At 61.9% G+C, this 23,851-nt stretch carries 26 protein-coding genes; 4 read left to right on the top strand and 22 right to left on the bottom strand.

Translation table 11 applies throughout. From position 1 onward, the window contains the following. Positions 1 to 21: 21 nt before the first annotated feature. The 6 genes from mltB to CKO23_RS18380 form a co-directional block, all read right to left on the bottom strand. Positions 22 to 1,014 (bottom strand): lytic murein transglycosylase B, encoded by a 993-nt coding sequence (gene mltB / locus CKO23_RS18405; RefSeq protein WP_200333283.1) that lies wholly within the window; start codon positions 1,012 to 1,014, stop codon positions 22 to 24. A gap of 72 nt (positions 1,015 to 1,086) precedes the next feature. After that, complete coding sequence (gene rodA, locus CKO23_RS18400; RefSeq protein ID WP_200333282.1) at positions 1,087 to 2,217, bottom strand: rod shape-determining protein RodA; 1,131 nt, start codon at positions 2,215 to 2,217, stop codon at positions 1,087 to 1,089. Further along, the gene (gene mrdA, locus CKO23_RS18395; RefSeq protein WP_200333281.1) at positions 2,207 to 4,078 is read right to left on the bottom strand and encodes a penicillin-binding protein 2; all 1,872 of its coding nucleotides are present in this window, start codon (positions 4,076 to 4,078) and stop codon (positions 2,207 to 2,209) included. Before mrdA ends, rodA begins: the two co-directional genes overlap by 11 nt. Positions 4,079 to 4,081: 3 nt before the next feature. Next, entirely contained in the window at positions 4,082 to 4,573 is a 492-nt protein-coding gene (mreD, locus tag CKO23_RS18390) for a rod shape-determining protein MreD (protein ID WP_346014640.1), read from the bottom strand. A 20-nt stretch (positions 4,574 to 4,593) separates the two neighbouring features. After that, positions 4,594 to 5,463: a rod shape-determining protein MreC gene (gene mreC, locus CKO23_RS18385; protein WP_274600237.1), complete on the bottom strand. Its 870-nt coding sequence runs from the start codon at positions 5,461 to 5,463 to the stop codon at positions 4,594 to 4,596. Positions 5,464 to 5,560: 97 nt separating this feature from the next. Beyond that, positions 5,561 to 6,604 carry a rod shape-determining protein gene (locus CKO23_RS18380; RefSeq protein ID WP_200333280.1) on the bottom strand — a complete coding sequence of 348 codons (1,044 nt, stop codon included), beginning with the start codon at positions 6,602 to 6,604 and terminating at the stop codon, positions 5,561 to 5,563. Positions 6,605 to 6,851: 247 nt separating this feature from the next. On the opposite strand from CKO23_RS18380, the gene gatC reads away from it, so the two are divergent. From gatC to gatB, 3 genes are all read left to right on the top strand, one after another. After that, positions 6,852 to 7,139: an Asp-tRNA(Asn)/Glu-tRNA(Gln) amidotransferase subunit GatC gene (gene gatC / locus CKO23_RS18375; protein ID WP_200333279.1), complete on the top strand. Its 288-nt coding sequence runs from the start codon at positions 6,852 to 6,854 to the stop codon at positions 7,137 to 7,139. Further along, entirely contained in the window at positions 7,139 to 8,593 is a 1,455-nt protein-coding gene (gatA, locus tag CKO23_RS18370) for an Asp-tRNA(Asn)/Glu-tRNA(Gln) amidotransferase subunit GatA (RefSeq protein ID WP_200333278.1), read from the top strand. Before gatC ends, gatA begins: the two co-directional genes overlap by 1 nt. Before the next feature lie 548 nt (positions 8,594 to 9,141). Further along, positions 9,142 to 10,575, top strand: coding sequence for an Asp-tRNA(Asn)/Glu-tRNA(Gln) amidotransferase subunit GatB (gatB, locus tag CKO23_RS18365; RefSeq protein ID WP_200333277.1), 1,434 nt, complete (start codon positions 9,142 to 9,144; stop codon positions 10,573 to 10,575). Between the two features lie 75 nt (positions 10,576 to 10,650). On the opposite strand, the gene CKO23_RS18360 is transcribed toward gatB, so the two are convergent. From CKO23_RS18360 to ureE, 4 genes are all read right to left on the bottom strand, one after another. Beyond that, a complete protein-coding gene (locus tag CKO23_RS18360) occupies positions 10,651 to 11,508 on the bottom strand; it encodes a DUF6920 family protein (RefSeq protein WP_200333276.1) in 858 nt (285 codons plus the stop codon). Between the two features lie 189 nt (positions 11,509 to 11,697). Then, positions 11,698 to 12,312, bottom strand: coding sequence for an urease accessory protein UreG (ureG, locus tag CKO23_RS18355; RefSeq protein WP_200333275.1), 615 nt, complete (start codon positions 12,310 to 12,312; stop codon positions 11,698 to 11,700). 10 nt (positions 12,313 to 12,322) lie between these two features. Further along, complete coding sequence (locus CKO23_RS18350) at positions 12,323 to 12,997, bottom strand: urease accessory protein UreF (RefSeq protein ID WP_242482551.1); 675 nt, start codon at positions 12,995 to 12,997, stop codon at positions 12,323 to 12,325. Then, a complete protein-coding gene (gene ureE / locus CKO23_RS18345; RefSeq protein WP_200333273.1) occupies positions 12,987 to 13,436 on the bottom strand; it encodes an urease accessory protein UreE in 450 nt (149 codons plus the stop codon). Before ureE ends, CKO23_RS18350 begins: the two co-directional genes overlap by 11 nt. 259 nt (positions 13,437 to 13,695) lie before the next feature. Between ureE and CKO23_RS18340 the strand changes: the two genes are divergently transcribed. After that, positions 13,696 to 14,301, top strand: a complete 606-nt coding sequence (locus CKO23_RS18340) for a hypothetical protein (protein ID WP_200333272.1) — start codon at positions 13,696 to 13,698, stop codon at positions 14,299 to 14,301. 285 nt (positions 14,302 to 14,586) lie between these two features. Here CKO23_RS18340 and ureC read toward each other — a convergent pair whose 3' ends face one another. From ureC to CKO23_RS18280, 12 genes are all read right to left on the bottom strand, one after another. Next, on the bottom strand, positions 14,587 to 16,290 hold the full coding sequence (gene ureC / locus CKO23_RS18335; RefSeq protein WP_200333271.1) for an urease subunit alpha: 1,704 nt from the start codon (positions 16,288 to 16,290) through the stop codon (positions 14,587 to 14,589). Between the two features lie 458 nt (positions 16,291 to 16,748). Beyond that, positions 16,749 to 17,054, bottom strand: coding sequence for an urease subunit beta (locus CKO23_RS18330; protein WP_200333270.1), 306 nt, complete (start codon positions 17,052 to 17,054; stop codon positions 16,749 to 16,751). A gap of 22 nt (positions 17,055 to 17,076) precedes the next feature. Next, positions 17,077 to 17,379 (bottom strand): urease subunit gamma, encoded by a 303-nt coding sequence (ureA, locus tag CKO23_RS18325; RefSeq protein WP_200333269.1) that lies wholly within the window; start codon positions 17,377 to 17,379, stop codon positions 17,077 to 17,079. 19 nt (positions 17,380 to 17,398) lie between these two features. After that, a complete protein-coding gene (locus CKO23_RS18320; protein ID WP_200333268.1) occupies positions 17,399 to 18,250 on the bottom strand; it encodes an urease accessory protein UreD in 852 nt (283 codons plus the stop codon). A gap of 217 nt (positions 18,251 to 18,467) precedes the next feature. Continuing rightward, positions 18,468 to 19,172: a transposase gene (locus CKO23_RS18315; RefSeq protein WP_200333267.1), complete on the bottom strand. Its 705-nt coding sequence runs from the start codon at positions 19,170 to 19,172 to the stop codon at positions 18,468 to 18,470. Positions 19,173 to 19,289: 117 nt separating this feature from the next. Then, positions 19,290 to 19,583, bottom strand: coding sequence for a DUF2442 domain-containing protein (locus tag CKO23_RS18310; protein ID WP_346014639.1), 294 nt, complete (start codon positions 19,581 to 19,583; stop codon positions 19,290 to 19,292). After that, positions 19,541 to 19,789, bottom strand: a complete 249-nt coding sequence (gene dhiT, locus CKO23_RS18305) for a type II toxin-antitoxin system toxin DhiT (RefSeq protein WP_200333266.1) — start codon at positions 19,787 to 19,789, stop codon at positions 19,541 to 19,543. The genes CKO23_RS18310 and dhiT overlap by 43 nt, the downstream gene beginning before the upstream one ends. Positions 19,790 to 20,095: 306 nt before the next feature. After that, positions 20,096 to 20,383, bottom strand: coding sequence for a BrnT family toxin (locus CKO23_RS18300; RefSeq protein ID WP_346014638.1), 288 nt, complete (start codon positions 20,381 to 20,383; stop codon positions 20,096 to 20,098). 486 nt (positions 20,384 to 20,869) lie between these two features. Next, positions 20,870 to 21,154 carry a hypothetical protein gene (locus CKO23_RS18295; RefSeq protein WP_200333265.1) on the bottom strand — a complete coding sequence of 95 codons (285 nt, stop codon included), beginning with the start codon at positions 21,152 to 21,154 and terminating at the stop codon, positions 20,870 to 20,872. Positions 21,155 to 21,258: 104 nt separating this feature from the next. Then, entirely contained in the window at positions 21,259 to 21,996 is a 738-nt protein-coding gene (locus CKO23_RS18290; RefSeq protein WP_200333264.1) for a hypothetical protein, read from the bottom strand. Positions 21,997 to 22,168: 172 nt separating this feature from the next. Next, positions 22,169 to 22,588: a hypothetical protein gene (locus CKO23_RS18285; RefSeq protein ID WP_200333263.1), complete on the bottom strand. Its 420-nt coding sequence runs from the start codon at positions 22,586 to 22,588 to the stop codon at positions 22,169 to 22,171. Positions 22,589 to 22,806: 218 nt separating this feature from the next. After that, positions 22,807 to 23,851: IS630 family transposase (locus CKO23_RS18280; protein ID WP_200333262.1), on the bottom strand; the 1,045-nt coding region annotated here is incomplete at its 5' end.

The raw sequence follows: 23,851 nt of genomic DNA, 5'->3' as shown, positions 1-23,851 counted from the left end.
TGAGCCTTTGAGCCTTGTGACTCAGCGAGCCTTGGCGTGGGCGGCCCGGATGGCTTGGCTCAGCTGGTGGACCGCCATGGCGTAGAGATTGCTGTGGTTGTATCGGGTGATGACATAGAAGTTCTGGAGGCCGACCCAGTGCTCCGTTTCAACGCCATCGAGCAGGATCAAGACGGCGGGGGCCGAGGAATCCGGCACGCTCGCATCCCAGGCGACGCCGCTTTCCTGCAAGGCTTCGAGCGTCAGACTCGGCTTCAGTGGGCGCTTCTCCGCGACCTCCACGGCACCCTGGAACTCGGGGGCGAGGCGCGCGGGAAAGGCGACTGACTCCCCACTACGCCAGCCGTGCTGCTTGAAGTAGTTGGCCACGCTGCCGACGACGTCGGCATTGCTGCGCCAGAGATCGCGCCGGCCGTCGGTGTCGTAGTCCACCGCATAGGCCCGGTAGCTGGAGGAAATGAACTGTGGCTTGCCGAATGCGCCGGCGTAGGAGCCGCGAACCTCGACCGGCGAAAGGTCTTCCTCGCGGGCGAGGAGCAGGAATGCCTCCAGCTCGGAGCGGAAGAAATCCGCGCGCTTGGGGTAGGCGAAACCAAGTGTCGTCAGGGCATCCAGGGCGCGGTGGCTGCCGAGGTTGGCACCGTAGCTCGTCTCGACCCCAATGATGGCGACGATGATCTCGGGTTTGACGCCATAGTCGGCCTCGGCGCGGCTCAAGGCGTCCGCGTTCTCCGTCCAGAAGGCCGCGCCGCCTTGGATGCGCTCGGGTGTCAGGAAGAGCCTGCGGTAGTCCCGCCAAGGTTTGCCCTCGTAAGGGCGGTTCATGGCATCGATGATGCTCTGACGATACGTGGCCTGCCCGAGCAGGTCCGCGAGCACCTTGGGGTCGAAACCGTGCTTCGCGGTCATGTCGGCAATGAATCGCTCGGCCCCCTGACGGTAGGTCTCGGGTGCGGCGTCGGCGCTCGCTGCCGTCAGGGCGAGCAGAACGAGTGAGAGACGAAGGGTGAGCATGGCGGCTCCGCGGATGCCTCATACCTCATGAGTTGCCTGCAGTATAGGCGCAAAGCTCTTCAAATTCCCAGGCTATTTCTTGCCCTTGTGTGTCTCGATCGACATGAGCATCCCGAAACCCGCCATGAGGGTGACCATGGATGTGCCCCCATAGCTGACGAGCGGTAGGGGCACGCCGACCACCGGGAGCAGGCCCGTGACCATGCCGGTGTTGACGAAGAGATAGACGAAGAAGACCAGTGTCAGACCGCCCGCCAGCAGCCGATCGTAGTTCTCCTGGGCACGCGCGGCGATGAAGAGTCCGCGCACGATGATGAAGAGGTAGAGCCCGAGCAGGGCGAGGATGCCGGTGAAGCCGAACTCCTCCCCGATGACCGCGAAGATGAAGTCGGTGTGCCGCTCGGGCAGGAACTCCAGGTGTGACTGGGTCCCGTTCAGCCAGCCCTTGCCGGAGATGCCGCCGGAGCCGATGGCGATTTGGGACTGGATGATGTGGTAGCCGGTACCGAGGGGGTCGGACTCCGGGTTGAGAAAGGTCATGACACGCGCGCGCTGATAGCCGTGCATGCCGAACCAGACCAAGGGCGCGACGGCCGCGGCGATGATGGCCAGGCCGATGATCATGCGCCAGCTGAGTCCGGCGATGAAGAGCACCAGGATGCCGGCGCTCGCGACCAGCAGCGAGGTGCCGAGGTCCGGCTGTTTGGCGATGAGCACCACCGGGAGCAGGGTCAGCATGATCGCCAGCAGAATGCTCAGCGTTCGCGGCGGCAAGGGCCTGAGTGCCAGCACCCAGGCGGTCGTCATGGGCACGGCGAGCTTCAGGAGTTCGGAGGGCTGGAAGCGCACGACGCCGAAGTCGAGCCAGCGCTGGGCGCCCTTTCCGACCGAGCCGAAGAGCAAGACCGCGATCAGCATGAGCACGCCGATCGCGTAGAGGCTGAACGACCACCGACGCAGACTGGCCGGTGGGATCTGGGCGATGAGGAGCATGAAGCCGAAGGCGATGCCGAGCCGCAACAACTGCCGCTCGACGGTCTGCGGATCCTGATCGCTCGCGCTGTAGAGCACCATGAGGCCGAAGCCGCAGAGCGCCAGGAGTCCCATCAGCAAGGGGACGTCGATGTGCAGCCGGCGCAGCAAACCCGGCTCGGCCGGCCGCACGTCCCAATCCATGCGGGAGGAAAAGGGGTTAATCGCCATGCTCCTCGCCTCCGATCTCCGACAGCTTGGATCCGCCCAGGTGTGCATCCAGCACCTGGCGGGCCACGGGCGCGGCGGTCGAGCCCCCATGCCCACCATTCTCGACGATGACCGCGACGGCGATGCGCGGATCCTCGACCGGCGCGAAGGCGATGAAGAGCGCATGGTCGCGCATGCGCTCCGGTGTCTTGGAGGCGCTGTAGGACTCCTTCTGCCCGACGGTGAAGACCTGCGCCGTACCCGTCTTGCCGGCGATGCGGTAGTCCTTCGAGCGAATCCGTTTCGCCGTCCCGCGCCCGCTTTCCACCACCTGGGCCATGTAGCCGATGATCAGATCCCAATACCCGGGGTTGCCGACGTCGATCTGCCGGTTCACCTCGGGGAGCTTCTGCGCGGTGGGCGCGCCGGGGATGCGGCTGGCATAGGCGAGCCGCGGTTGGATGTAGTGGCCATGGTTGGCCATGGCCGCCGTCGCGGCGGCGAGCTGGATGGGGGTCGCCAGAAAGGCGCCCTGGCCGATTCCCACGATCAGCGTTTCGCCGGGATACCAGGTCTGCTTGCGCACGCGCTCCTTCCACTCCCGCGAGGGCAGCAGTCCGGGCTGCTCGCCGGAGACATCGACCCCAGTGCGCTCGCCGAACCCGAAGTCGGCCAGGCGGTCGTGTAGCCGATCGATGCCCATCTGGTTCGCCAACGAGTAGAAGTAGACGTCGCAGGACTGCACGATCGCCTGCTCCATGTTGACCGTGCCATGGCCACTGCGGCGCCAGCAGCGAAAGCGGTGGCTCTGGCCGGGCAGGCTGAAGGAGCCTGGGCAGTAAGTCCCCTTCTTGGGGGTGGTGACGCCCGCGGCGAGCCCACCCATGGCGACGAAGGGCTTGACCGTGGAGCCCGGCGGGTACTGGCCGCGCACGGCGCGGTTGTAGAGCGGCTTGTCCGGCGAGTGGAGCAGTGCGTCGTAGTCGGCCTGACTGATGCCCTCGACGAAGAGGTTGGGATCGAAGCTCGGGTTGCTGACCAGCGCCAGCACGCCGCCGTTGCGCGGATCGATGGCCACCACCGCGCCGCGGCGGTCGCCGAGCGCCTCGGTCGCCGCCTGCTGCAGGGCGATGTCGAGATAGAGGTAGAGGTCCCGGCCGGGCACGGGTGGGGTACTTTCGAGCGTGCGCAGGATGCGACCGCGCGCGTTGACCTCCACCTGCTGATAACCGACCCGCCCGTGCAGCACCTCCTCGTGGGCCTTCTCGACACCACCCTTGCCGATGAAGTTGGTGCCGGCATAGTCGCCCTTGTCGATGCTCGCCAGCTCCCTCTCGTTGATGCGGCCGACGTAACCCAGCACATGGGCCGTCAGCTCGCTCTTGGGATAAGTGCGGATCAGCTCGGCGTTGACGTCGACGCCCGGGAAGCGATGTCCGTCGACGGCGAAGCGCGCGACCTCGGCGGGCGTGAGATTGAGTCGGATGGGGACCGCCTGAAAGCGCATGCGCTGGCGCTTGAGCCGCTCGAAGCGCGCGCGGTCCTTGTCGTCGATCGGCATCAGCTTGGCCAGCTCGTCGATGGTCTCCGCGAGGTTCGCGACCTTCTCGACGGTGATCTCCAGCGAGAACGAGGGGTGGTTGTCCGCGAGCAGGACCCCCTTGGCGTCGAAGATGAGTCCGCGCGTCGGCGGGACGGGCTGAATCTTGACCCTGTTGTCCTTGGAGAGCACGGAATAGTGCTCATGCAGGGTCGACTGCAGATGCAGCAGGCGCATCAGGATGAGGGCCAGGCCGATGGAGACGAAGACCCCGGCGACAACGGCCCGCACCGTGACCAGCCGCTGCTGGCGGCTGCGGTCTTCGAGGCTGTCTTCCAGCATGGCTCAATCCGCTCCCAGGCGGCGCTCGATGGGATCCAACAACAGGGACATGAAGGGCCAGAGCAGCATCCCGATCAGCGAGGGGGTCCAGTAGGACAGGGGCGGCATGGGCTCTCCGGTCGCGCCGATCACCCAGAGGGTCAGCAGGCGCTCGACCAAGAGGATGAGCCAGATGAAGAAGGTCTGCTGCCAGAGCGGAAAGATGCGGATCCGGGGGCGCAGGATGAGCGCGAGGTAGGCCGTGACCGACAAGGCCAGCGCATTCTGCCCGAGCAGCGTCCCTGTCAGCACGTCCAGCAAGAGGCCGGTGAAGAAGCCCACGAGCACGCCGACGCGCCCTGGTGCGGCGAAGCACCAGAACAGCAGCGCCAGCACGACCCAAGGCGGACGCTGGTCGAGCGGCCAGGCCGAGAGCGGGAGGATGGTGAGGTAGAGGGCGAGCGTCAGGGTCAGCATGGCGGCCCAGAGCTTGCCGCCGGTCCGCCGCTTCTTCACGGAACTAGCGCGTGGTCTGCTCACTCGGCGCCCCCGGCGGGCGGTGCGTCGGCGGCCAGGGCTTGCTGGCGCGAGGTTTCGCTCAGGTTCCACACCAGCAGGACTTCCCGGCTGCGGTCGAGGCGCGCCGTTGGCTCGGCGATGACCGTGGTGAAGGGGTTGTCCGGGTCTTGTCGGACGGTCTTGACCCGGGCGACCGGGTAACCCGCCGGAAAGCGACCGTCCATCCCGGAGGTGACCAGGAGGTCGTCGACCTTGATGTCGGCGTTCTTGGGAATGTAGAGCAGCTCCAACTCCTGGCTCAGACCCGTGCCGGCCGCGATCGTCCTGAGACCATTGCGATTGACCTCGACCGGCAGGGCATGGTCGGCATCCGTGATCAGCAGCACGATGGACGAAAATGGGGTGGCGCGGATCACCTGGCCCATCACGGCGTTGGCGTCCAGCACCGGTTGCCCGATGAAGACGCCCGACTTGGTCCCCTTGTTCACCATGACCTGCTGGCGGTAGGGCGCCAGCTCGACGGCCATGATCTCCGCGATCACCACGCGCTCGCCGAGATCCAGCGAGGAGCCAAGCAGGTCGCGCAGCCGCGCGTTCTCCGCCTCGAGCGCGTCGAACTGCTGAATGCGCGCCTTGAGGAGCAGGTTCTCGCGGTGGAGGCTCGCGTTCTCGGTTCTGAGCGTGTCGGTGGAGGCGAATTGCACCTGGGTCGCGCGGATCAGTTCGATCGGCTGATCGGCGGCGAGCTGTAGCGGGTAGGTGACAACGGAGAGCGCCGAGCGAACCATCTCCAGATCCTGCTGACGATGGTCGGCAAGGATGAGTCCCAGCGCCACCAGAGCAGCCAGAATCACTCTGAAGGTGGGTGATGGTCCACGGGCAAACAGGGGTTTGATAGCGGCATTCCTCAGCGAGATCTTCGAGTCGACGCGGCCTCACAGGCCAAGCTTGGCGCCGAGACGCCGTTCGGCCCTGGCCCGTGCGCTACTCGGTCGTGAATAGCCCGATCTCTTGGGCGTCGAGCATCTCCAGCGCCTTGCCGCCGCCGCGGGCGACACAGGTCAGGGGATCTTCGGCGACGACGACGGGCAGCCCCGTTTCTTCTTCGATCAGCCGGTCGAAATCGCGCAGCAGCGAGCCGCCGCCGGTCAACACGATGCCGCGCTCCGCGACGTCGGAGCCCAGTTCCGGAGGCGTCTGCTCCAGCGCCATCTTGACCGCCTGGACGATCATCGAGAGCGGCTCCTGCAGCGCCTCCAGGATCTCGTTGCTGTTGAGCGTGAAGCTCCGGGGCACGCCTTCGGCCAGGCTGCGGCCCTTGACGTCGATCTCCAGCACCTCGCTGCCCGGGAAGGCCGAGCCAATGCGATGCTTGACGCGCTCGGCCGTGACTTCGCCGATCTGGGTGCCATAATTGCGCCGTACGTAATTGACGATGGCGTCGTCGAAGGTGTCGCCGCCCACCCGCACGGATTCGGCATAGACGATGCCATTGAGCGAGATGACAGCCACCTCGGAGGTGCCGCCGCCGATGTCGATGACCATGCAGCCGCGTGGCTCGTGCACGGACAGTCCGGCGCCGATGGCCGCGGAAATGGGCTCCTCGATCAGATAGACCTCGCGCGCGCCGGCGCCGGCGGCGGATTCCTTGATGGCGCGGCGTTCCACCTGGGTCGAGCCGCAGGGGACGCAGATCAGCACCCGGGGACTGGGCTTGAAGAGGCTCGTCTCATGGACCTTATGGATGAAGTACTGCAGCATCTTCTCGGTGACCGTGAAGTCGGCGATGACGCCGTCCTTCATGGGACGAATCGCCGTCACGTTCTGCGGGGTGCGCCCGAGCATCAGCTTCGCCTCCTCACCGACCGCCACCACCGTCTTGCCGCCGCCGGTCTTCTCATGGCGGATGGCGACGACCGACGGCTCATTGAGCACGATTCCCTGGCCGCGGATGTAGATCAGGGTGTTTGCAGTTCCAAGATCGATGGAGAGATCGTTGGAAAACATCCCTCGAATGCTTCTGAACATCTGAATAGCTACCTTCCGGGTGGTGAGGAACGCCGGCTTCTGGCGGCGTGCGAAGGAGATGGCCGGTCTGGATCCCGCTGAAGTGATCCATGATGATTGGGCGGGTAATCTAGCAATGCGTACCGGAATCGGCAAGGTTGTCCAAGGATAAAGCGCTGAAAGACACGACTTTAGACCGACTGCGCGAGTTTCGCCGCCGGCGCCCCTATGCTATTTTTCGCCGCTTTAGTCTCATGGCGGATAGGCAATGTCACTGGACGCTTCCGATGTCGAAAAGATCGCTCACCTGGCCAGGCTCGCGATCGCACCCGGGCAGACCGAGCGCTACGCCGCTGATCTCTCCAACATCCTGGACCTGGTCGCGCAAATGGACGCGGTGGAAACCGCCGAGGTGACGCCGATGGCGCATCCACTGCACATGGCCCAGCGTCTGCGCCCGGACGAGCCCAGCGAGCCCAATCAGCGCGACCTCTTCCAGGCGAACGCCCCGCTCGCCGAGTCCGGGCTCTTCCTGGTTCCGAGAGTCATCGAATAATGCAGAACAAATCCATCGCCCAGCTCGCGGCCGACTTGCGGCTGCGCACCTATTCCAGCGTCGAACTCACCAAGCACTATCTGGAGCGGATCAAGCGCTTGGATCCGGCGCTCAACAGTTTCATCACCCTTGCGGAGGAGTCCGCGCTGGCCGCTGCCGAGCGCGCGGATCAGGCACTGAAGGCAGGCGATGCCGGTCCCCTGACCGGGATCCCCATCGCCCACAAGGACATCTTCTGTACCAAGGGGCTCAGGACGAGCTGCGGCTCGCGCATGCTCGACAACTTCGTCGCCCCCTATGACGCAACCGTGGTGGAAAAGCTGGCCGCCGCCGGCGCCGTGGTGCTCGGCAAGACCAACATGGACGAGTTCGCCATGGGGTCGAGCAACGAGACCAGCTACTACGGACCGGTCAGGAACCCCTGGAATCAGGATCTGGTGCCCGGCGGCTCGTCCGGCGGCTCGGCCGCGGCGGTCGCGGCCCGACTCTGCGCCGCCGCGACCGCAACGGACACCGGCGGTTCCATCCGCCAGCCCGCCGCGCTCTGCGGCATCACCGGCATCAAGCCGACCTACGGGCGTTGCTCGCGCTGGGGCATGATCGCCTTCGCCTCGTCGCTCGATCAGGCCGGCGTCATGGCCCGCTCCGCCGCCGACGCGGCCTTCATGCTGGACGAGATGGCGGGCTTCGACCGCCGCGACTCCACCAGCGCCGATGTCCCGGTGCCCGACTATGTCGACGCCCTGGACGACGACATCAAGGGCTTGCGGATCGGTTTGCCCAAGGAATACTTCGGCGAGGGGCTGGATCCGCATGTCGCACGCGCGGTCCAGGAGGCGATCGACGAATATCAACGGCTCGGTGCCGAGGTCGTCGATATCAGCCTGCCCAACAGCCCGCTGTCCGTGCCTGTTTACTACGTTGTAGCCCCGGCCGAGTGCTCGTCCAACCTGGCGCGTTTCGATGGGGTGCGATACGGGCATCGCTGCGATGATCCCAAGGACCTGGAGGATCTCTACAAGCGCAGTCGTGCCGAAGGCTTCGGCGCCGAGGTGCAGCGCCGCATCATGATCGGCACCTATGTCCTCTCGGCCGGCTATTACGATGCCTATTACCTCAAGGCGCAGAAGATCCGTCAGCTCATCGCGGACGACTTCAAGCGCGCCTTCGAGCAGGTCGATGTCATCATGGGTCCGACCAGTCCGACGACCGCCTTCCCGCTCGGCGCCAAGATGGACGACCCGGTCGCCATGTACCTGAATGACATCTACACCATCGCGACCAACCTCGCCGGTCTGCCGGGCATGTCCATCCCGGTCGCGCCGGTCGAGGGGATGCCGGTAGGGCTTCAGATCATCGGCAACTATTTCGAGGAGGCGCGCCTGCTGAACGTGGCGCACAGGCTCCAGCATGCGACGCATTGGCATCAGGCGGCGCCCGAGGGATTCGAGTGAATCCGATGGCTGCGTCGAGCCGTCCATGTGGCCGTATGAACATCTGGGTTGTCGGTTGGCACGAGGCCCGATGCGACGCCGAGTGTTGGGCCTCCTTGCGGCGCCACAACCGACGGCCACTACGAGCGCGCGACCGCTTGGCATCTGTCCATCAATTATCTGTCCATCAATTGCTTCCCGCCTTTCTGGTCATGAAGCTCCCGCTTCGTGACCTCAGCGATGAAGCTCTGCTTCACGACATCGGCGGCTTCCGGCGCTTGATTGGGGCGCGACCCAGGCGCTGATCCGCGAACTCGCGAAGCGGAGCTTCGTCTCGCGGGTGTCGAAGCTGGAGCTTCGGCACCAGGCTCAAGGCAGGACGCGGAAGATCGGCAGTTCCTAAGCTGCGCGATTGCGCCCGATGGAAGCTGACGCGCTTTGAGAGGCTGCTCGGTCGGTGGGAGCGGCGCCCCGCCGCGATCCGGCGTCGGCGTGCCCTCGTCTTCCCGGCATGTGGCGCGCCCGTTGCGCCTTCGCGGTTCACATTCACGAAACACAGCAGGCCCACTATGCAATGGGAAACCGTCATCGGTCTCGAGATCCACACCCAGCTCGCGACCCAATCCAAGATCTTCTCCGGCGCGCCGACGGCGTTCGGTGCCGAGCCGAACACCCAGGCGTGCGCCATCGATCTCGGCCTGCCGGGCGTCCTGCCGGTGCTCAACGCGCAGGCCGTCAAACTCGCGGTACGCTTCGGCAAGGCCATCGAGGCGGAGATCGCGCCGCGCTCCGTGTTCGCGCGCAAGAACTACTTCTATCCCGACCTGCCCAAGGGCTATCAGATCAGTCAGTACGAGTTGCCGGTGGTCGGCAAGGGGCAGGTGGAGATCGTCCTGGATGACGGCGCCGTCAAGACCATCGGGGTTACTCGGGCGCATCTCGAAGAGGACGCGGGCAAGTCGCTGCACGAGGATTTCGACGGCTACACCGGCATCGATCTGAATCGGGCCGGGACGCCGTTGCTGGAGATCGTCTCCGAGCCGGATATGCGCTCGCCGCAGGAGGCGGTCGCTTACGCCAAGAAGATCCACCAGATCGTCCGCTACATCGGTATCTGCGACGGCAACATGCAGGAAGGCTCCTTCCGCATGGATGCCAACGTCTCCGTGCGGCCGGTCGGCCAGGAGACCTTCGGCACGCGTGCCGAGATCAAGAACCTCAACTCCTTCCGCTTCCTTGAGAAGGCCATCCAGTTCGAGGTGGAACGTCAGATCGACCTCATCGAAGGGGGTGGAGTCGTCGTTCAGGAGACCCGTCTCTACGACGCGGCCAAGGATGAGACGCGCTCCATGCGGACCAAGGAGGAGGCGAACGACTACCGCTACTTCCCAGACCCGGATCTGCTGCCGTTGGAGATCGATGCCGCGTTTCTGCAGGCGGCGACAGCGGATCTGCCCGAGCTTCCGGACGCCAAGCGGGAGCGTTTCCATACCCAGTTCGGGCTGTCGGAGTACGACGCCAGCCTGCTAACCGCCAGTCGGGAGCTCGCGGACTACTTCGAGGCGGTCGCCCACGCGGCGGGCGAGCCCAAGCTGGCCGCGAACTGGGTCAGCGGCGAGCTGATGGCGGCGTTGAACAAGGCGGAGCTTGAGATCGGCGCGAGTCCGGTGTCCGCGAGTCTGCTCGCCGGGCTCATTCGGCGCATCCAGGACGGCACCATCTCCGGCAAGATCGCCAAGCAGGTGTTCGAGGCGATGTGGAACGGCGAGGGTGATGCGGATCAGGTCATCGAATCGCAAGGGCTGAAGCAGATCACGGATACGGGCGCCATCGAGACCATGATCGAGGAGATCATCGCCGCGAATCCGGGGCAGGTGGAGCAGTATCGCGCGGGCAAGGACAAGGTCTTCGGCTTCTTCGTCGGTCAGGCCATGAAGGCGAGCAAAGGCAAGGCGAACCCGCAACAGGTCAACGATATCCTCAAGCGCAAGTTGCAGGGTTGATCGAAGCTGGCCCCGTCGGCCGAATTCTCATGGCCGATGCGGGGCAGGCTCTGCTCTGCCCGAGTGCGTCGGCGCTCAGTGCGCGAACTTGTAGATGATGTCCGTCACACGTCCGCGCCAGTAGGCCTGTCTGCCGCTCGGCAGGATCCAGGCGGCCTCCGCCTGGATGGGAACGCGCATCCCGGTCCGCGCCTCGTAGCCCCAAAAGCGGCCTTCCCACGGCGTTGCCGTGAGTGTGCCGTTCTCGCTGCGGCAGCGCTCGTCCGAGCGCACTGAGCAGATCATGCCGCCTTCGTCGAAGCTGAAGATCGCGGATGCCTGTCGCTCGCCATCTGTCAGGGTCGCGCGGGCCGAATCCTCGTCGATGGCTGACCATTGCACGCCTTGGCTCGGCAGCAGCTTGGTCGGATACCAGGGCGCCTCGGCCAGGAAGCGGGCGAGTTCCGACTGCGCCATCCTGTCCTCGTTGCGCTGCTCGGCCACCCGGAACAATCCGAAGAGGGCGGCCTTCAAAGAGCCTTCCCCGCCAACATAGCTGTCGTGGACGAAGACCTGGGCGCCGGCTGTCTGGCGGATGCGCGCATCCCAGTCGAAGCCTGGGTGTTCGGTCAGGATCACCTGATCGGCGGTGAAGGGCCACCATCGCTGGCGGTCGAGGCTCAGCCGCATCTCGCCCCGTTGTCCGATCTCCGCCACCGCGACGACGGATTGGTTCGGGGTGAGCGCGGCCTGAAAGTAGCGCCGGACAGGCGTTGGCAGTGCCTCGATCTCCTGCGGGTCGAAGGTGCGCACGGCGATCTGGCTGCGTGTCGACTCCAGCTGGCGACGAAGCTTTCCGGTCTCGGACTGCCAGCGGGTGATGCCATAGAGCAGGATCAGGATCGGCACGACAGTGAAGACGAAGATCAGGGGCAAGACGACGACTAAGAACATGACGGCTCCAGATTCCGAAAACCGCGGGCGAGTGTAATGCCAGATGGCGTCGCTAGCCACCCGCGGTCAGCGGCGTTCGATGGCAAGCCTCGGGCGCGGGCGAGGCGTGGGGTGGGTGATCCGGCCTCGGTCCGCGTCCGGGGGGACGCCATGGTCGGCATCGGGCGGGCGATGTGCGCCATGATCGACTCAGCGCATGGGCAGCATCCCGCGCTCGATCACGAAATCGATTACCGCATCGACGCCTTCGCCCGTCTTGAGATTGGTGAAGACGAAGGGCCGCTCGCCGCGCATGCGCTGGCTGTCCTGCCCCATGACCGCGAGCGAGGCCCCCACATGGGGCGCGAGATCGATCTTGTTGATCACCAGGAGATCCGAGCGGGTGATCCCGGGACCACCCTTGCGCGGGATCTTCTCGCCCTCGGCGACGTCGATCACATAGATGGTCAGGTCCGCCAGTTCCGGGCTGAAGGTGGCGCTGAGGTTGTCGCCACCGCTCTCGACGAAGACGACATCCAGGTCGGGAAAGTGCTGCTGGAGGTCTTCGACCGCCGCGAGGTTCATCGAGGCGTCTTCGCGAATCGCCGTATGCGGACAGCCGCCGGTCTCCACGCCGACGATGCGCTCGGCCGGCAGCGCCTGGCTGCGGATCAGGAATTCGGCATCCTCGCGGGTGTAGATGTCGTTGGTCACCACGGCGAGTTCAAAGCGGTCGCGCAGGCGTTTGCAGAGCAGGTCGAGCAGGGCGGTCTTGCCCGAGCCGACGGGGCCGCCGACGCCGACGCGCAATGGGGTTTGACTCATCTGGGGCTCCTCAGGATCGAAAGAGTCGGGTGTATTGGGTCTCGTGCAGGCTGCTGGCGATGGCGAGCGCGGGCGCGCTGGCGCCCACGGCATCGTCCTTCAGGGCCAAGGCGTCGTCGAGCGCGCTTGGCAGGGTCGCGAGCAGCCGTGACAAGGTCTGCTGACCCTGGGTCTGACCGAGCGGGATGATCTTGATGGCCGCAAGGACGAGGTTTTCGAGCCAGCTCCAGGCATAGCCGAGTAGGGCTTGCTGGCGCTCGATATGCCAGTTGGCCGCGGCGTAGGCGAAACCGGTTGCCTGTGTTCGCGCCAGCAGCGCCTTGCGCTCGGCCGCGCCCGGCACCGCCAGCGCGACGAGCAGGTCGGCCAGGGCGCGGCCACGGTTGGCTTCCTCGCTGCGCAGCTCGCGCGTCTCGCGGCTCGCCAACAGCACGGCGGTCCAGTCGGCCAGCGCCCTGTCGTCTGGAGTGAGCGACGCGTCGTACAGCCGTGCGAGCAGCGGCAGATCGACCCCCGTCAGCGTGGTCCGGAGCTGATCGCGCAGCCAGTCTTCGAGATCCCCGACGTCGCGCAGCCAGCCGCACTCGACGGCCCATTCGATGCCCTGCGAATAGGTGAAGGCCCCCGTGGGCAGGCTCGGGCTGACCAGGTGAAGCAGGCGCAGCAACGCCGGATCAGTGGTCATGATGGTGGCCCTGGTGTCCGCCGCCATAGGCGCCGGGCTCGGGCTCGAAGGGGGCTTGCGCGAGCTCCACCACGAGCCCAAGGCCGCGCAGCATGTCGTCGAGCACGTGATCGTGCTGGTAGCGCAGCCGCCCAGGCTGTATCTGCAGGGCGACGTGACGGTTGCCGAGGTGATAGCAGGCGCGCGCGAGCAGGAGCGGATCATCGCAGTGGACGGTGCTCAGCGTCTCGTCTCCGGCGACGATCCGCACGACCAGCCCCTCTTCGGACTCCAGGCAATCACCGTCGCGCAGGCTCGATCCCCGCTCGAGAAAGAGTCCCACCTCGCGGCCGTCATCGAGCCGGGCGCGCAAGCGACTGCGAACCCGCTGCTCCAGCGTCAGTGTGAGCTGCGCCTCGGGCGCGGCGCCCGGTCTTGCCTTTCGGATCAAGCGAATCATGAGTGGTGCGGATTTCTCGTGGCCTGATGAGTGGAGCCGCGGCGATCGGCGTCGTCGACGGTCATGATGCGCTTGCATTGCCGGCTCGGCCCGCGGCGGCTAGGATGCGTGCAAGCCCCGTTCGGGTCGAGCTCGATCCCCGCTCTCGTCCGCCTGACGCGCGAGCATCGCTTTTCTCCCCAATACCGCGGCTGTTCGCCGTGCCTGTCCTCGCCGGGCAGGCGCGGGCTCGTTCGGCAGACAACAGAGGGGAAAGACGATGGCGAATGCCGTCTTCGACGATTTGCTCCAGCGCTTGCGCGATACGCAGCAAGAACTCGACCGTGAATTCGACCGCTTGCTCGAAGAAGGGCGGGAGCAGTTCCGCTATCGGCTGCGGCGTGGGAAGGTCGTCTTCGAGCGCAACGTCCGCCGACTCTATCTGCGGCAGCGCATCCCGGCGTGGCGCTACATCCAGCGCGCGCCGATCGCCGTCATCCTGACCGCGCCGCTGATCTATGGCATGGTCCTGCCCTTCGCGATCCTGGATCTCTCCATCACCCTGTTTCAACAGGTGTGCTTTCGCATCTACGGTATTCCACTGGTCCGGCGATCGGACTACCTGGTGATCGATCGCCATCGGTTGCCGTACCTCAATCTCATCGAAAGGCTCAACTGCGTCTACTGCGGCTACGGCAATCAGGTGCTCGAGTACGCTCGCGAGGTGGCAGGGCGCACCGAGCAGTTCTGGTGCCCGATCAAGCACGCCCGGCGCACGGTCGATCCCCATGCGCGGACGCAGCGCTTCTTCAGCTATGGCGATGCGGCCGCTTACCGGGAGGGACTGAAGTCCCTGCGCGTCAGCTGGGACGACGATCCTTCCTGAGGCAGTTTCCGAAAAACACCTTCCTCTTCCGAAAAACACCTTCCCCGTAGGATGGGCAAAGCGCAGCGTGCCCATCTTGCCAGCGCCGAGGTGTGAACGATGGGCACGCCCGTCCAACGCCAGTGCTCCGATGAAGCCACCGAGCACGGGCTTTGCCCATCCTACGGCAGCGTGACGCTAAACGCTTTAAATCGCTTTACTCCACCGCCCGCGGCTGTTCGCGAAGCACGCGCTCCGTGACACGGCGCGGATGGGTGCCTCGACATGGACAGCTCCCAGGCGCGCTCAGAACAGGAAATACCGCTGCGCCATCGGCAGCACGCTGGCCGGCTCGCACACCAGCAGCTCGCCGTCCGCGCGGACCTGGTAGGTCTGGGGATCCACTTCGATGTTCGGTAGAGAGTCGTTCAGCACCATGTCCTTCTTGCCGAGATGCCGGCAGCCCTTGACCACGCCGATGTGGCTCTGCAAACCGATGCTGTCCTGCACGCCGGCCGCGATGGCCGACTGTGACAGAAAGGTCATGCGTGTCGCCGTGCGTGCCCCGCCCAAGGCGCCGAACATGGGGCGGTAATGGACCGGTTGGGGTGTGGGGATAGAGGCGTTGGGATCGCCCATGGGCGCGGCGACGATCATGCCGCCCTTGATGATGAGGCTCGGCTTGGCACCGAAGAAGGCCGGTTTCCAGAGCACCAGGTCCGCGAGCTTGCCGACCTCGACCGAGCCCACCTCGTGCGCGATGCCGTGGGCGATGGCCGGGTTGATGCTGTATTTGGCGATATAGCGCCGCGCGCGCAGGTTGTCGTGCTCGGCCGGGTCGCCCGCGAGGCTGCCGCGCTGGACCTTCATCTTGTGCGCGGTCTGCCAGGTGCGAATGATGACCTCGCCGACCCGGCCCATGGCCTGGGAGTCCGAGGCGATCATCGAGAAGGCGCCCAGGTCGTGCAGGATGTCCTCGGCGGCGATGGTCTCGCGGCGGATGCGCGACTCGGCGAAGGCGACGTCCTCGGCGATGCTCGGGTCCAGGTGATGACAGACCATGAGCATGTCCAGGTGCTCGTCGACCGTGTTGACCGTATAGGGTCGGGTCGGATTGGTCGAGGACGGCAGCACGTTGGGCTCGCCGCACGCCTTGATGATGTCCGGGGCGTGGCCGCCGCCCGCGCCCTCGGTGTGGTAGGTGTGGATGGTGCGGCCCTTGAAGGCGGCCATGCTGTGCTCGACGAAGCCGGACTCGTTGAGCGTATCCGTGTGGATGGCGACCTGGACGTCCATGCGCTCGGCGACGTCCAGACAGCAGTCGATAGCGGCCGGTGTCGTGCCCCAGTCCTCGTGCAGCTTGAGCCCGATGGCGCCGGCGCGGACCTGCTCCTCCAGCGCCTGCGGCAGGCTGGCGTTGCCCTTGCCGAGGAAGCCGAGGTTCATCGGCAGCGCATCGGCGGCCTGGAGCATGCGGTGGATGTTCCAGGGACCGGGCGTGCAGGTGGTGGCGTTGGTGCCGGTCGCCGGCCCCGTGCCGCCGCCCAGCATGGTGGTGATGCCCGACATGAGCGCATCCTCGATCTGCTGTGGGCAGATGAAATGGATGTGCGAGTCGATTCCGCCTGCGGTGAGGATCTGGCCCTCGCCGGCGATGGCCTCGGTGCCCGGACCGACGACGATGGTCACGCCGGGCTGGGTGTCCGGGTTGCCCGCCTTGCCGATGCCGGCGATGCGCCCGTCCTTGATGCCGACGTCGGCCTTGACCACGCCCCAATGGTCCAGAATCAGCGCGTTGGTGATGACGACATCGACCACCTCGGCCGCGACCTGCTGCGACTGCCCCATGCCGTCGCGGATGACCTTGCCGCCGCCGAACTTGACCTCGTCCCCGTAGACCGTGCGGTCCTCCTCGACCTGGATCCAGAGGTCCGTGTCCGCGAGCCGCACCCGGTCGCCCGTGGTCGGGCCGTACATCTCCGCATAGGCCTGCCGGCCGATCTTTGCCATCGCTCAGTCTCCAACGTCGGTTTTAGGCGCGCTCACTCAGTGACGATGCCTCAAGGGGGTTAGCATCGACAGGGTTTTGCGCGAATCCGCTCAAGGACGCGCAAAGCGTGTCTGCCGACGCCTTTGATCTGACTCCTGCGGTGGGCTCGCTGGCGGGGGGGTCACAATCCAACCCTCTGCGGCGTGCAGGGCTTCGCGGGCCTTCAAGTCGGCATAGATGCGATCGAGGTCGCAGCCCATGCTGCTGGTGTGCTGATCGCGAAGGGCGCGAACGTCTTCCAGGATGCTGTCAGCCATCGTCGTCTCCGATAAGCTCTTCGGGCGTGCAGATGAAAGGCAAGAACAGAGGTTTCCAGATAGACCTTGCGCTTCATCTTGCCACCATCCAGCGCAGGGGCTGCAACGCGCGATCGATTGGACGCCGGCTTCTCGCCATGATTCCTATCGCCTGGATCCGCTCACAGCGCACCCATCACCTTGGCATTGAAGCCATACACCTTGCGCGCCCCGGCATAGGCCACCAGCTCCACCTCGCGGCCCTGGCCGGGCTCGAAGCGCACGGCCGTGCCGGCGGGGATATTGAGCCGATAGCCGCGCGCCGTCTCGCGCTCGAACTGGAGCGCCGGGTTGGTCTCGTAGAAGTGGTAGTGGGAGCCGACCTGGATCGGCCTGTCGCCGGTGTTCTCGACGCGCAGGGTGAGGGTGTCGCGTCCGGTGTTGATCTCGATCTCGCCTGGGGCGGCGATGACTTCGCCTGGAATCATGGGTGGCCTCCGCTTCTGGATGTCAGACGATCGGCTCGTGCACGGTCACCAGCTTGGTGCCGTCCGGGAAGGTCGCCTCGACCTGGACCTCAGGGATCATCTCGGGCACGCCCTCCATCACATCCTCGCGCGTCAGCAGGGTGCGGCCGTGATCCATCAGCTCGGCGACGCTCCTGCCATCGCGAGCGCCCTCCAGGATGGCCGCGCTGATGAAGGCCACGGCCTCCGGATAATTGAGTTTCACGCCCCTGTCCTTGCGGCGCTCGGCCAACAGGGCGGCGGTGAACAGCAGCAGCTTGTCTTTCTCGCGGGGTGTGAGCTCCATGGCGGATCCTCGGACGGTCTCAGGTGGCCCAGATGCGGGGCGGGGTCGCGGGGCGGCCCAGCAAAGCTGGACGAATACTAGCCCAGATTGCGGTCAGCTTGGCACGGACCTGGTCGGTTGCCTGGCCCAGGGCGCGGGCGACGAGCAGGTCGTCGATGCGAGTGATGCCGAGCAGGGTTCGGTCGTCGGGTGAGGCGGCAGCGCGGGCAAGCTGCAAGGTTTCTTCATCGGCGCCCGTCGCGATCAGGGTGCCGACGACCGGCATGCCGCGCAGACTGCTCAATCCGTCCAGGTCATCCGCGCCCTGGACGCGCAGGCGGTCCCAGAGAAGCGGCTCGCCGTCGCGGTCGATGCGGAGCTGTAGGTCGGCTCGGCCGGACTCGAAGCGCTGCCCGTTCGCGGGCAGCCCCAGGCAACTGATCTCCCAGCCGATGAATCGGGCCGCGGCGCTCAAGTCGATCCGCGTGCTCAACAGGGCATTGGCTCCCGGGAAGAGGATGTTCTCCTGCGGGAGCCATTCGAGGCTCGCCCTGTCCGAGATGCGCAGAACCTGATGCTGCTCGGCGCTCGGCCCCAGACTCCGATAGAACTTGGCCGCGCCCGGCGTCGTGAGCATGGCCGCGGCACCTGCCTCGACCTCGACCTCGATCCGCAGCCGATCCCCACCGACCAGACCGCCGGGCGGGTGCAGCAGGTAGAGGTGACAGAGATCGCCCTCGGGATAGAAGGGGCGCTGGACCTTCAGCGGACCCTGATGTCTGCGGTGGACGAGAGCGGTGCGCGGGCCGCGGCGGGCAAATCGGAGGGCAAGATGGGCTGCCCAGCCGTCTTGGGTACCCTCTGAGCGGAGCGACGAGCTTGCTAGCTGCATGGCGAGCGTCAATGGATGCGGGGGCTTGCGTGACTTCGCGTCATTGGTCGCCTCAATGGTTTGGCACTCGCCGAACGCAGCGAATGTAGTAACCTATCTACTTTCGTTCGATTGTGAGTTCCGGGGACAGTTTACTTAATTGCCCTCTCCGTGCTCCAAAAGGTCCCGTGTGCATTCATCCCGCTTCCGAGGCCTGCGAGTTCCGGGGACAGTTTACTTAATTGCCCTCTCCGTGCTCCAAAAGGTCCCGTGTGCATTCATCCCGCTTCCGAGGCCTGGGTCCGGGCTTCTGGCGCTTGAGGGGGCGCTGGAGGCGTCGCTCAAGATCCTCGACGAAGGAATCTGGGCCGAGCGGGCGGCCCGTGCTGGCATGAGCGTGCAGCAGATCGGCGATATTCGAGGTATCGGGCTCGCCGATGAATCGGTCCCAGTCGGCGACCAGCTCCAGCAGCGGCTCTACGCTCACGAGCGCATCGTCAACGCCTGCCAGATGGGCTTTGGCACTGGACCATAGCCAGTCTTCTGGCCGGCCAGCGAGCCGTGCACGCACGGGATTGCGCTCCACATACCTGGCGGCAGCGAGCAGATGTCGCTCGTCCATGACGAATGAATGGAAGCGCTCTTGCCAGAGGTGCCCTCGCCAGCCTTCCCGAAAGTTGATCCTACGGGTGTACCGACGGTGCGCCTCGCCCAGCGCATCACGCAGCCCGAACTCATCGGCTGGCACCAAAATCAGGTGAACATGATTCGGCATGAGGCAGTAAGCGAGGACGCTCGTGCCACAAGCTCGGCAGGACGATGACAGCAGACGCCGGTACTCGGCATAGTCGTCATCGCACAAGAAGGTCAGCTGCCGTCGGTTGCCGCGCTGGGTCACATGATGAGGGAGTCCAGGAACCACGACTCTCGGAAGTCTCGCCATCGGTCGATCAATCCTTTGCCGCTAGAACTCTTGCCCATTTTCTAGCCTACCCAACACATTCCGGCTAGCGAATTACGTAAACTGTCCCCGGAACCGTCCCCACCGTCCCCGGAACCGTTAGGGGATTTCTTCGCTGTTTTGCCAAAGCTCATATTCGCTAATGTCGATTTCCGAGTTCCATGACACAGCGTGACCGCCCGGTTCAACGGATACATTTCTAAAGAATGCTGGATTTTGGAGCGGCAGAAACATCTCGCGCTCTGCGAGCCGATGTATGTCGTACTTCTTCCTTTTTCCGTTTGAGAATAATACAACAAGAAAATGTCCTTCTTGAGGTATAGCACTTTGAACTTTTGGAATATTCATGGCTATTGAAGCGGTGGCAGTTTCTTGAATTCCTGTGATTTCCACATTTCTTGAAGATCGGATTGATAAGAGGTTGCCCACTCCACCACGAGCTTTCGTGCTCTTGAGGGAAGGTCGCCCTCAATCATCTCCAACGTTTCTATGTTGAAGATAGCGTTGTACTCTCCATAAACCGCGTGAAAATGTGGTGGCGGATGATCGCCAAAGAAGAGCTTGATGATGATTCCGTAAAAACGTGTGATCTCGGGCATATGCCTCTACTCTTTACGTGCCCTAACGCGTGGCTGGCCCGCCCAATACCGCGCTGGCACGGTATCGCACATTTGTACGGAGCTGTCCGCGCGGTATTGGGTCGGCGCCGAGCCTATTGTTGGGCGTTCTTTGGCGATTGGTCGCGTGCCAGTTCCATGAGCAACCGCAGTGCCCTGTTTACAGAAGCAGAGTCACGAAACGCACGCGCCACATCAGGCTCTAAAAGTACGACATTCGTACCTTCTTGGTAGGCTCGGTGATGCTTGCCTTGCACGGCCTCCGAGAAGTCGTAGTCGGCACGCATATCATCGCTGGCATCTGGAGTCATAAATTTGCCTTTCTGATCTGGACGCGACCCTGGCGCTTATGATGCGGATCGCGTTGGGGTGGCGCTCGGCATATGAGACCACAAGAAGGCGATCACGTTCTGAGCGACCAATGTTCAGGAACCGGTACTCTCCATGGGAGTGATCCGGGTCGGATATTGTGAGTTCGAAGGGATCTGAAAAGACTGTGCTTGCTTCCTCGAATGACACGCCGTGCTTGCGGACGTTCGATTCGGCTTTGCTTGTGTCCCACTCGAAGTCAATCACGTTTCAAATGCGATCCGTATCCCGTTGATTGAGATAAGCATGTTGCGAAGCTTGCACCCTGTCGGCGCCCAACGTCACCCATAAGCCGGGCCATACTGCGCCACTACAGCACCAAAGGATTGCTTTGAGGGCGATGCGCAGTATGGCCTCGGCTTTATGGGCGTGTTAGGTGATTTCTTCGCGTCAGTCACCCGCGCGGGCTTCTAGAGTTAAGTAAACTGTCCCCGGAATTACATTTACTGCTTCCTGAAGTTCCAGAATTGCTTTTCGCATTTCATTTCGATCACCTGGAAAAGAAAAATCCATTAGCATTTCTCGCCGCAATTTGATTCAAGTTATACGAAAAATTGAGCGGCCCCGCAGACGCAACGTCACAGTAAAAATACTGAGCCGTCTGCAGGGTCTGCTCGTAAAAAACCTGTCAACCGGTTGGCAGGTAATTACTTAATTACTAATGCTCGCAAAGTTTACGAGAAAATACCGAGATTATTTGCGGATTCCCCAAGAGTAGTTACCATTACTGTCCCATTTTTGCTCAAATCCGTTATCTGAGCGAGTTCCATGAGAATAGCTTCCTTTCGAATCGTATTCACGGAAATCTCCATCATTGCTTTCATATCGCTGCCCCCAAGATGAACTACCGTCCGAGTTGTGGCGTTGGTAGTAACCGCTTCTATTTTCATTAGATGAATCATCGTCTCCGTATCCATACGCAAACACAGTGAACGGGACCATCAAACCAACGACCAGTACAAAGTGATTTTTCAACATGAAAATCTCCTGTTTGTGTTGCCTAACGCCATGCTCAGCCGAGCCAGTTGAGCGAGAGCGAAACCGGCTTCGGCTGGAGCAGTTCGTTAGGAGATTATGTTTCCTCAATGGGCATCCCATCCATTTAGGGTACAGATGTAAAGTATCGAGTTAACCTCATCCACAATCATCCGACCATAATGCTGTTGTCCCGCACAATCATTGGCTGGCGGAAAGCTGCCGGAAGTCGTGTCTGCGTTGAAATAGCCACCTTGGATTTTAATTTCTGGTTTTTCTATTTCGTACGATACAGTAGCAATTGCTCCAATGGCATCTATATCAGCTCCAGGAGTGCTTCCCCCTCCATTTCCTTCATTAGGATCATCAGTTAGCCTGACGAAATAGAATTCGTCTGCGGATGTAAATCCATACGAATCAATATCAATGCTATCTGTACTCCCGTATACTTTTCCTACATCATAGTATGTGATCCCATCTTTGCTAATTTCGACAAACGTATCTTCAACATCCGGACCCACTTCAAATATGTGAAGATCAGGTGTAGAGTCATCGCTACCAGTTAATGAGTTATTAAGAAATCGAACAGTCAATCTACCTCCATGACCTAGTGTTACAGCATAAGGCTCTCCTTCACCATGGTATGGTATGCCTAGTGCATATATAGGATCTGACCAGTTTGGATCGCTAGGCCCAGGCCCCCCATTATATAGTGGCTCATATGATATTAATTCATCAGCAAATGATGATCCTCCTCCCGGAAAGTCTATACCTCCAAAATCCTCAGCAACAAGATTGCATGAAAAAAGAACAACAAAACAGAAAGTAAGAATGATATGTTGCATGTTAATATGCCTTTAGTAATTTTATTAAGGAACCTAACGTATGAATAAGCCGACCAAAAAGCGCGCCACTTCGAGCGCTGAGCATTGCTCCGAGCTGGACGCGCGCTTTTTGGGTCGGCTTGATTCGCTCGTTAGGCGCTTCATTGTTTATTGCATCAAGCTTTAATTGAGCCTAGCCAATTATCTTAATTTGTTGGAGAACTTTCACTACATCTGGAGATATGAAAGGTTTCCAAAGCCAACCGCTAAGCCACTGTCTGGTCTCTTCATCTGCTGCATCGAGCATTGCCGATACAACCAAGTCTACGGTCTTTTTAATGTCGCCTACGGTACCCGAGCGAACCCCGCTCATGGTCGTGGGATACTTTTCGCTGTCTGCAGCTTCGCGCTTACGTCCCCGGAAATCAAATGAGGGACCGTAGTAGAACATGTTGTGATCTTCGATTAGCGCGTACAAATAGTGTTCAGGCGTAATGTTCCCGTGAACTACTGAATTTCTGAAGTCTCTCAACTTTAACAAACGTGCCCAGAGTTCGGTTTTAGGAGTTACGATTTGCTTTTCGAAGCCTTGACAGAAAAGGTGTGCTGTCATCAACCTTACATCTACGTCAGCCCGTACTGCTATACGGTCATAATGGTCCGCGCGAAATTCATCTTTTAATTTTAACGTCAAAACCGTATTAATTAATGCTTCCAGGGCTGAAAAGAACTGTATAGCCGAAGAGACGTAAAGCGACCCGTACGTGTTGACCCCAATATCTCTTTCCCACGCAAGATATAGCCATTTAATATGGTATCCAGACGCGCTTATTAAGCGGCATATTGGGTTTCCGGAAGGTGAAAAAACGATATTATGCGTTCTGCGCGACCCTTCAAAGACTTTAAAGCGGAATACAGACGACTGTTCAAATCGCGCTTGTTTTTGATTAGTTGCCGACCAAGCTGCTTATCCTTAATTTCCTCCCAGACATGCTCATCTGGATTGAGTTCTGGGCTGTAGGTCGGAAGGTAATAGATACGGATTTCATCGCGATGATGCCAGATGAATGCGCGGACTTTTTTTGAACAATGAAAAGAAGCACGATCAACGATCAAGATGATCCGGCGATCTCGCTCTTCAATCAGCTGTTCGAGAAATTTAATATATTCATCTGAATTAATTCGCTTCTCGGTCACGTGATAGTAAAAATCGCCTTTGGCAGTAACAACAGAGAGGACGTTTAATCGGCCACGTTGACCAGTCACATAAGCATTCGGTCTAGCGCCACGCTCACCCCATGTTTTTCCTGAATGGTCTCGAAGATCGACAGCCGCCTCATCCTCAAAGCCAATGTCAGCGCCGATCTTATTCGCAAAGCTTTGAATTTTAGGGAATTCTTCTTTGAGAAATTGTTCGACGGCCGCTGGATCCTGCTCACGAGCAATATAGTTTGGTTTTTGACTCGTTAATTCGAGTTTATGTAAGTGGTGATTGATCGTTGAGCCGATTACATTTACACCATATTGATCTGAGAGTAACTTGGCTAACAGGTCACAAGTCCATAACGCTGTGTCGTAACCGAAATCCTCGGGGGTCGATCCAAGAACGGTATTTTTCAACCATGCATCCATTTCATCGGTCACAGTGGCTTGAACTCCAGGCGCTTTCTTGGTATCAAGGGCCGCGTAACCCCCTTCGCGAAAACGCTTGAGCCATTCATACATGACACTTCGACTAAAACCGAAAATCTTGATGACGTCTTCTGGACTGTAATGATTTTCTTCAACCGCATGAACGGCAATTTTTCGAATATAACTCATCACCTCGTCAGGGATTAGACGTGCATCGGATAACCAGTTGGGTTTCATGATAGGC

This window comes from Thiocystis violacea (genome assembly GCF_016583565.1).
Taxonomy (GTDB): domain Bacteria; phylum Pseudomonadota; class Gammaproteobacteria; order Chromatiales; family Chromatiaceae; genus Thiorhodococcus; species Thiorhodococcus violaceus_A.
The sequence above is the reverse complement of the archived record's forward strand: the minus strand, read 5'-3'. Positions and strand labels throughout refer to the sequence as shown.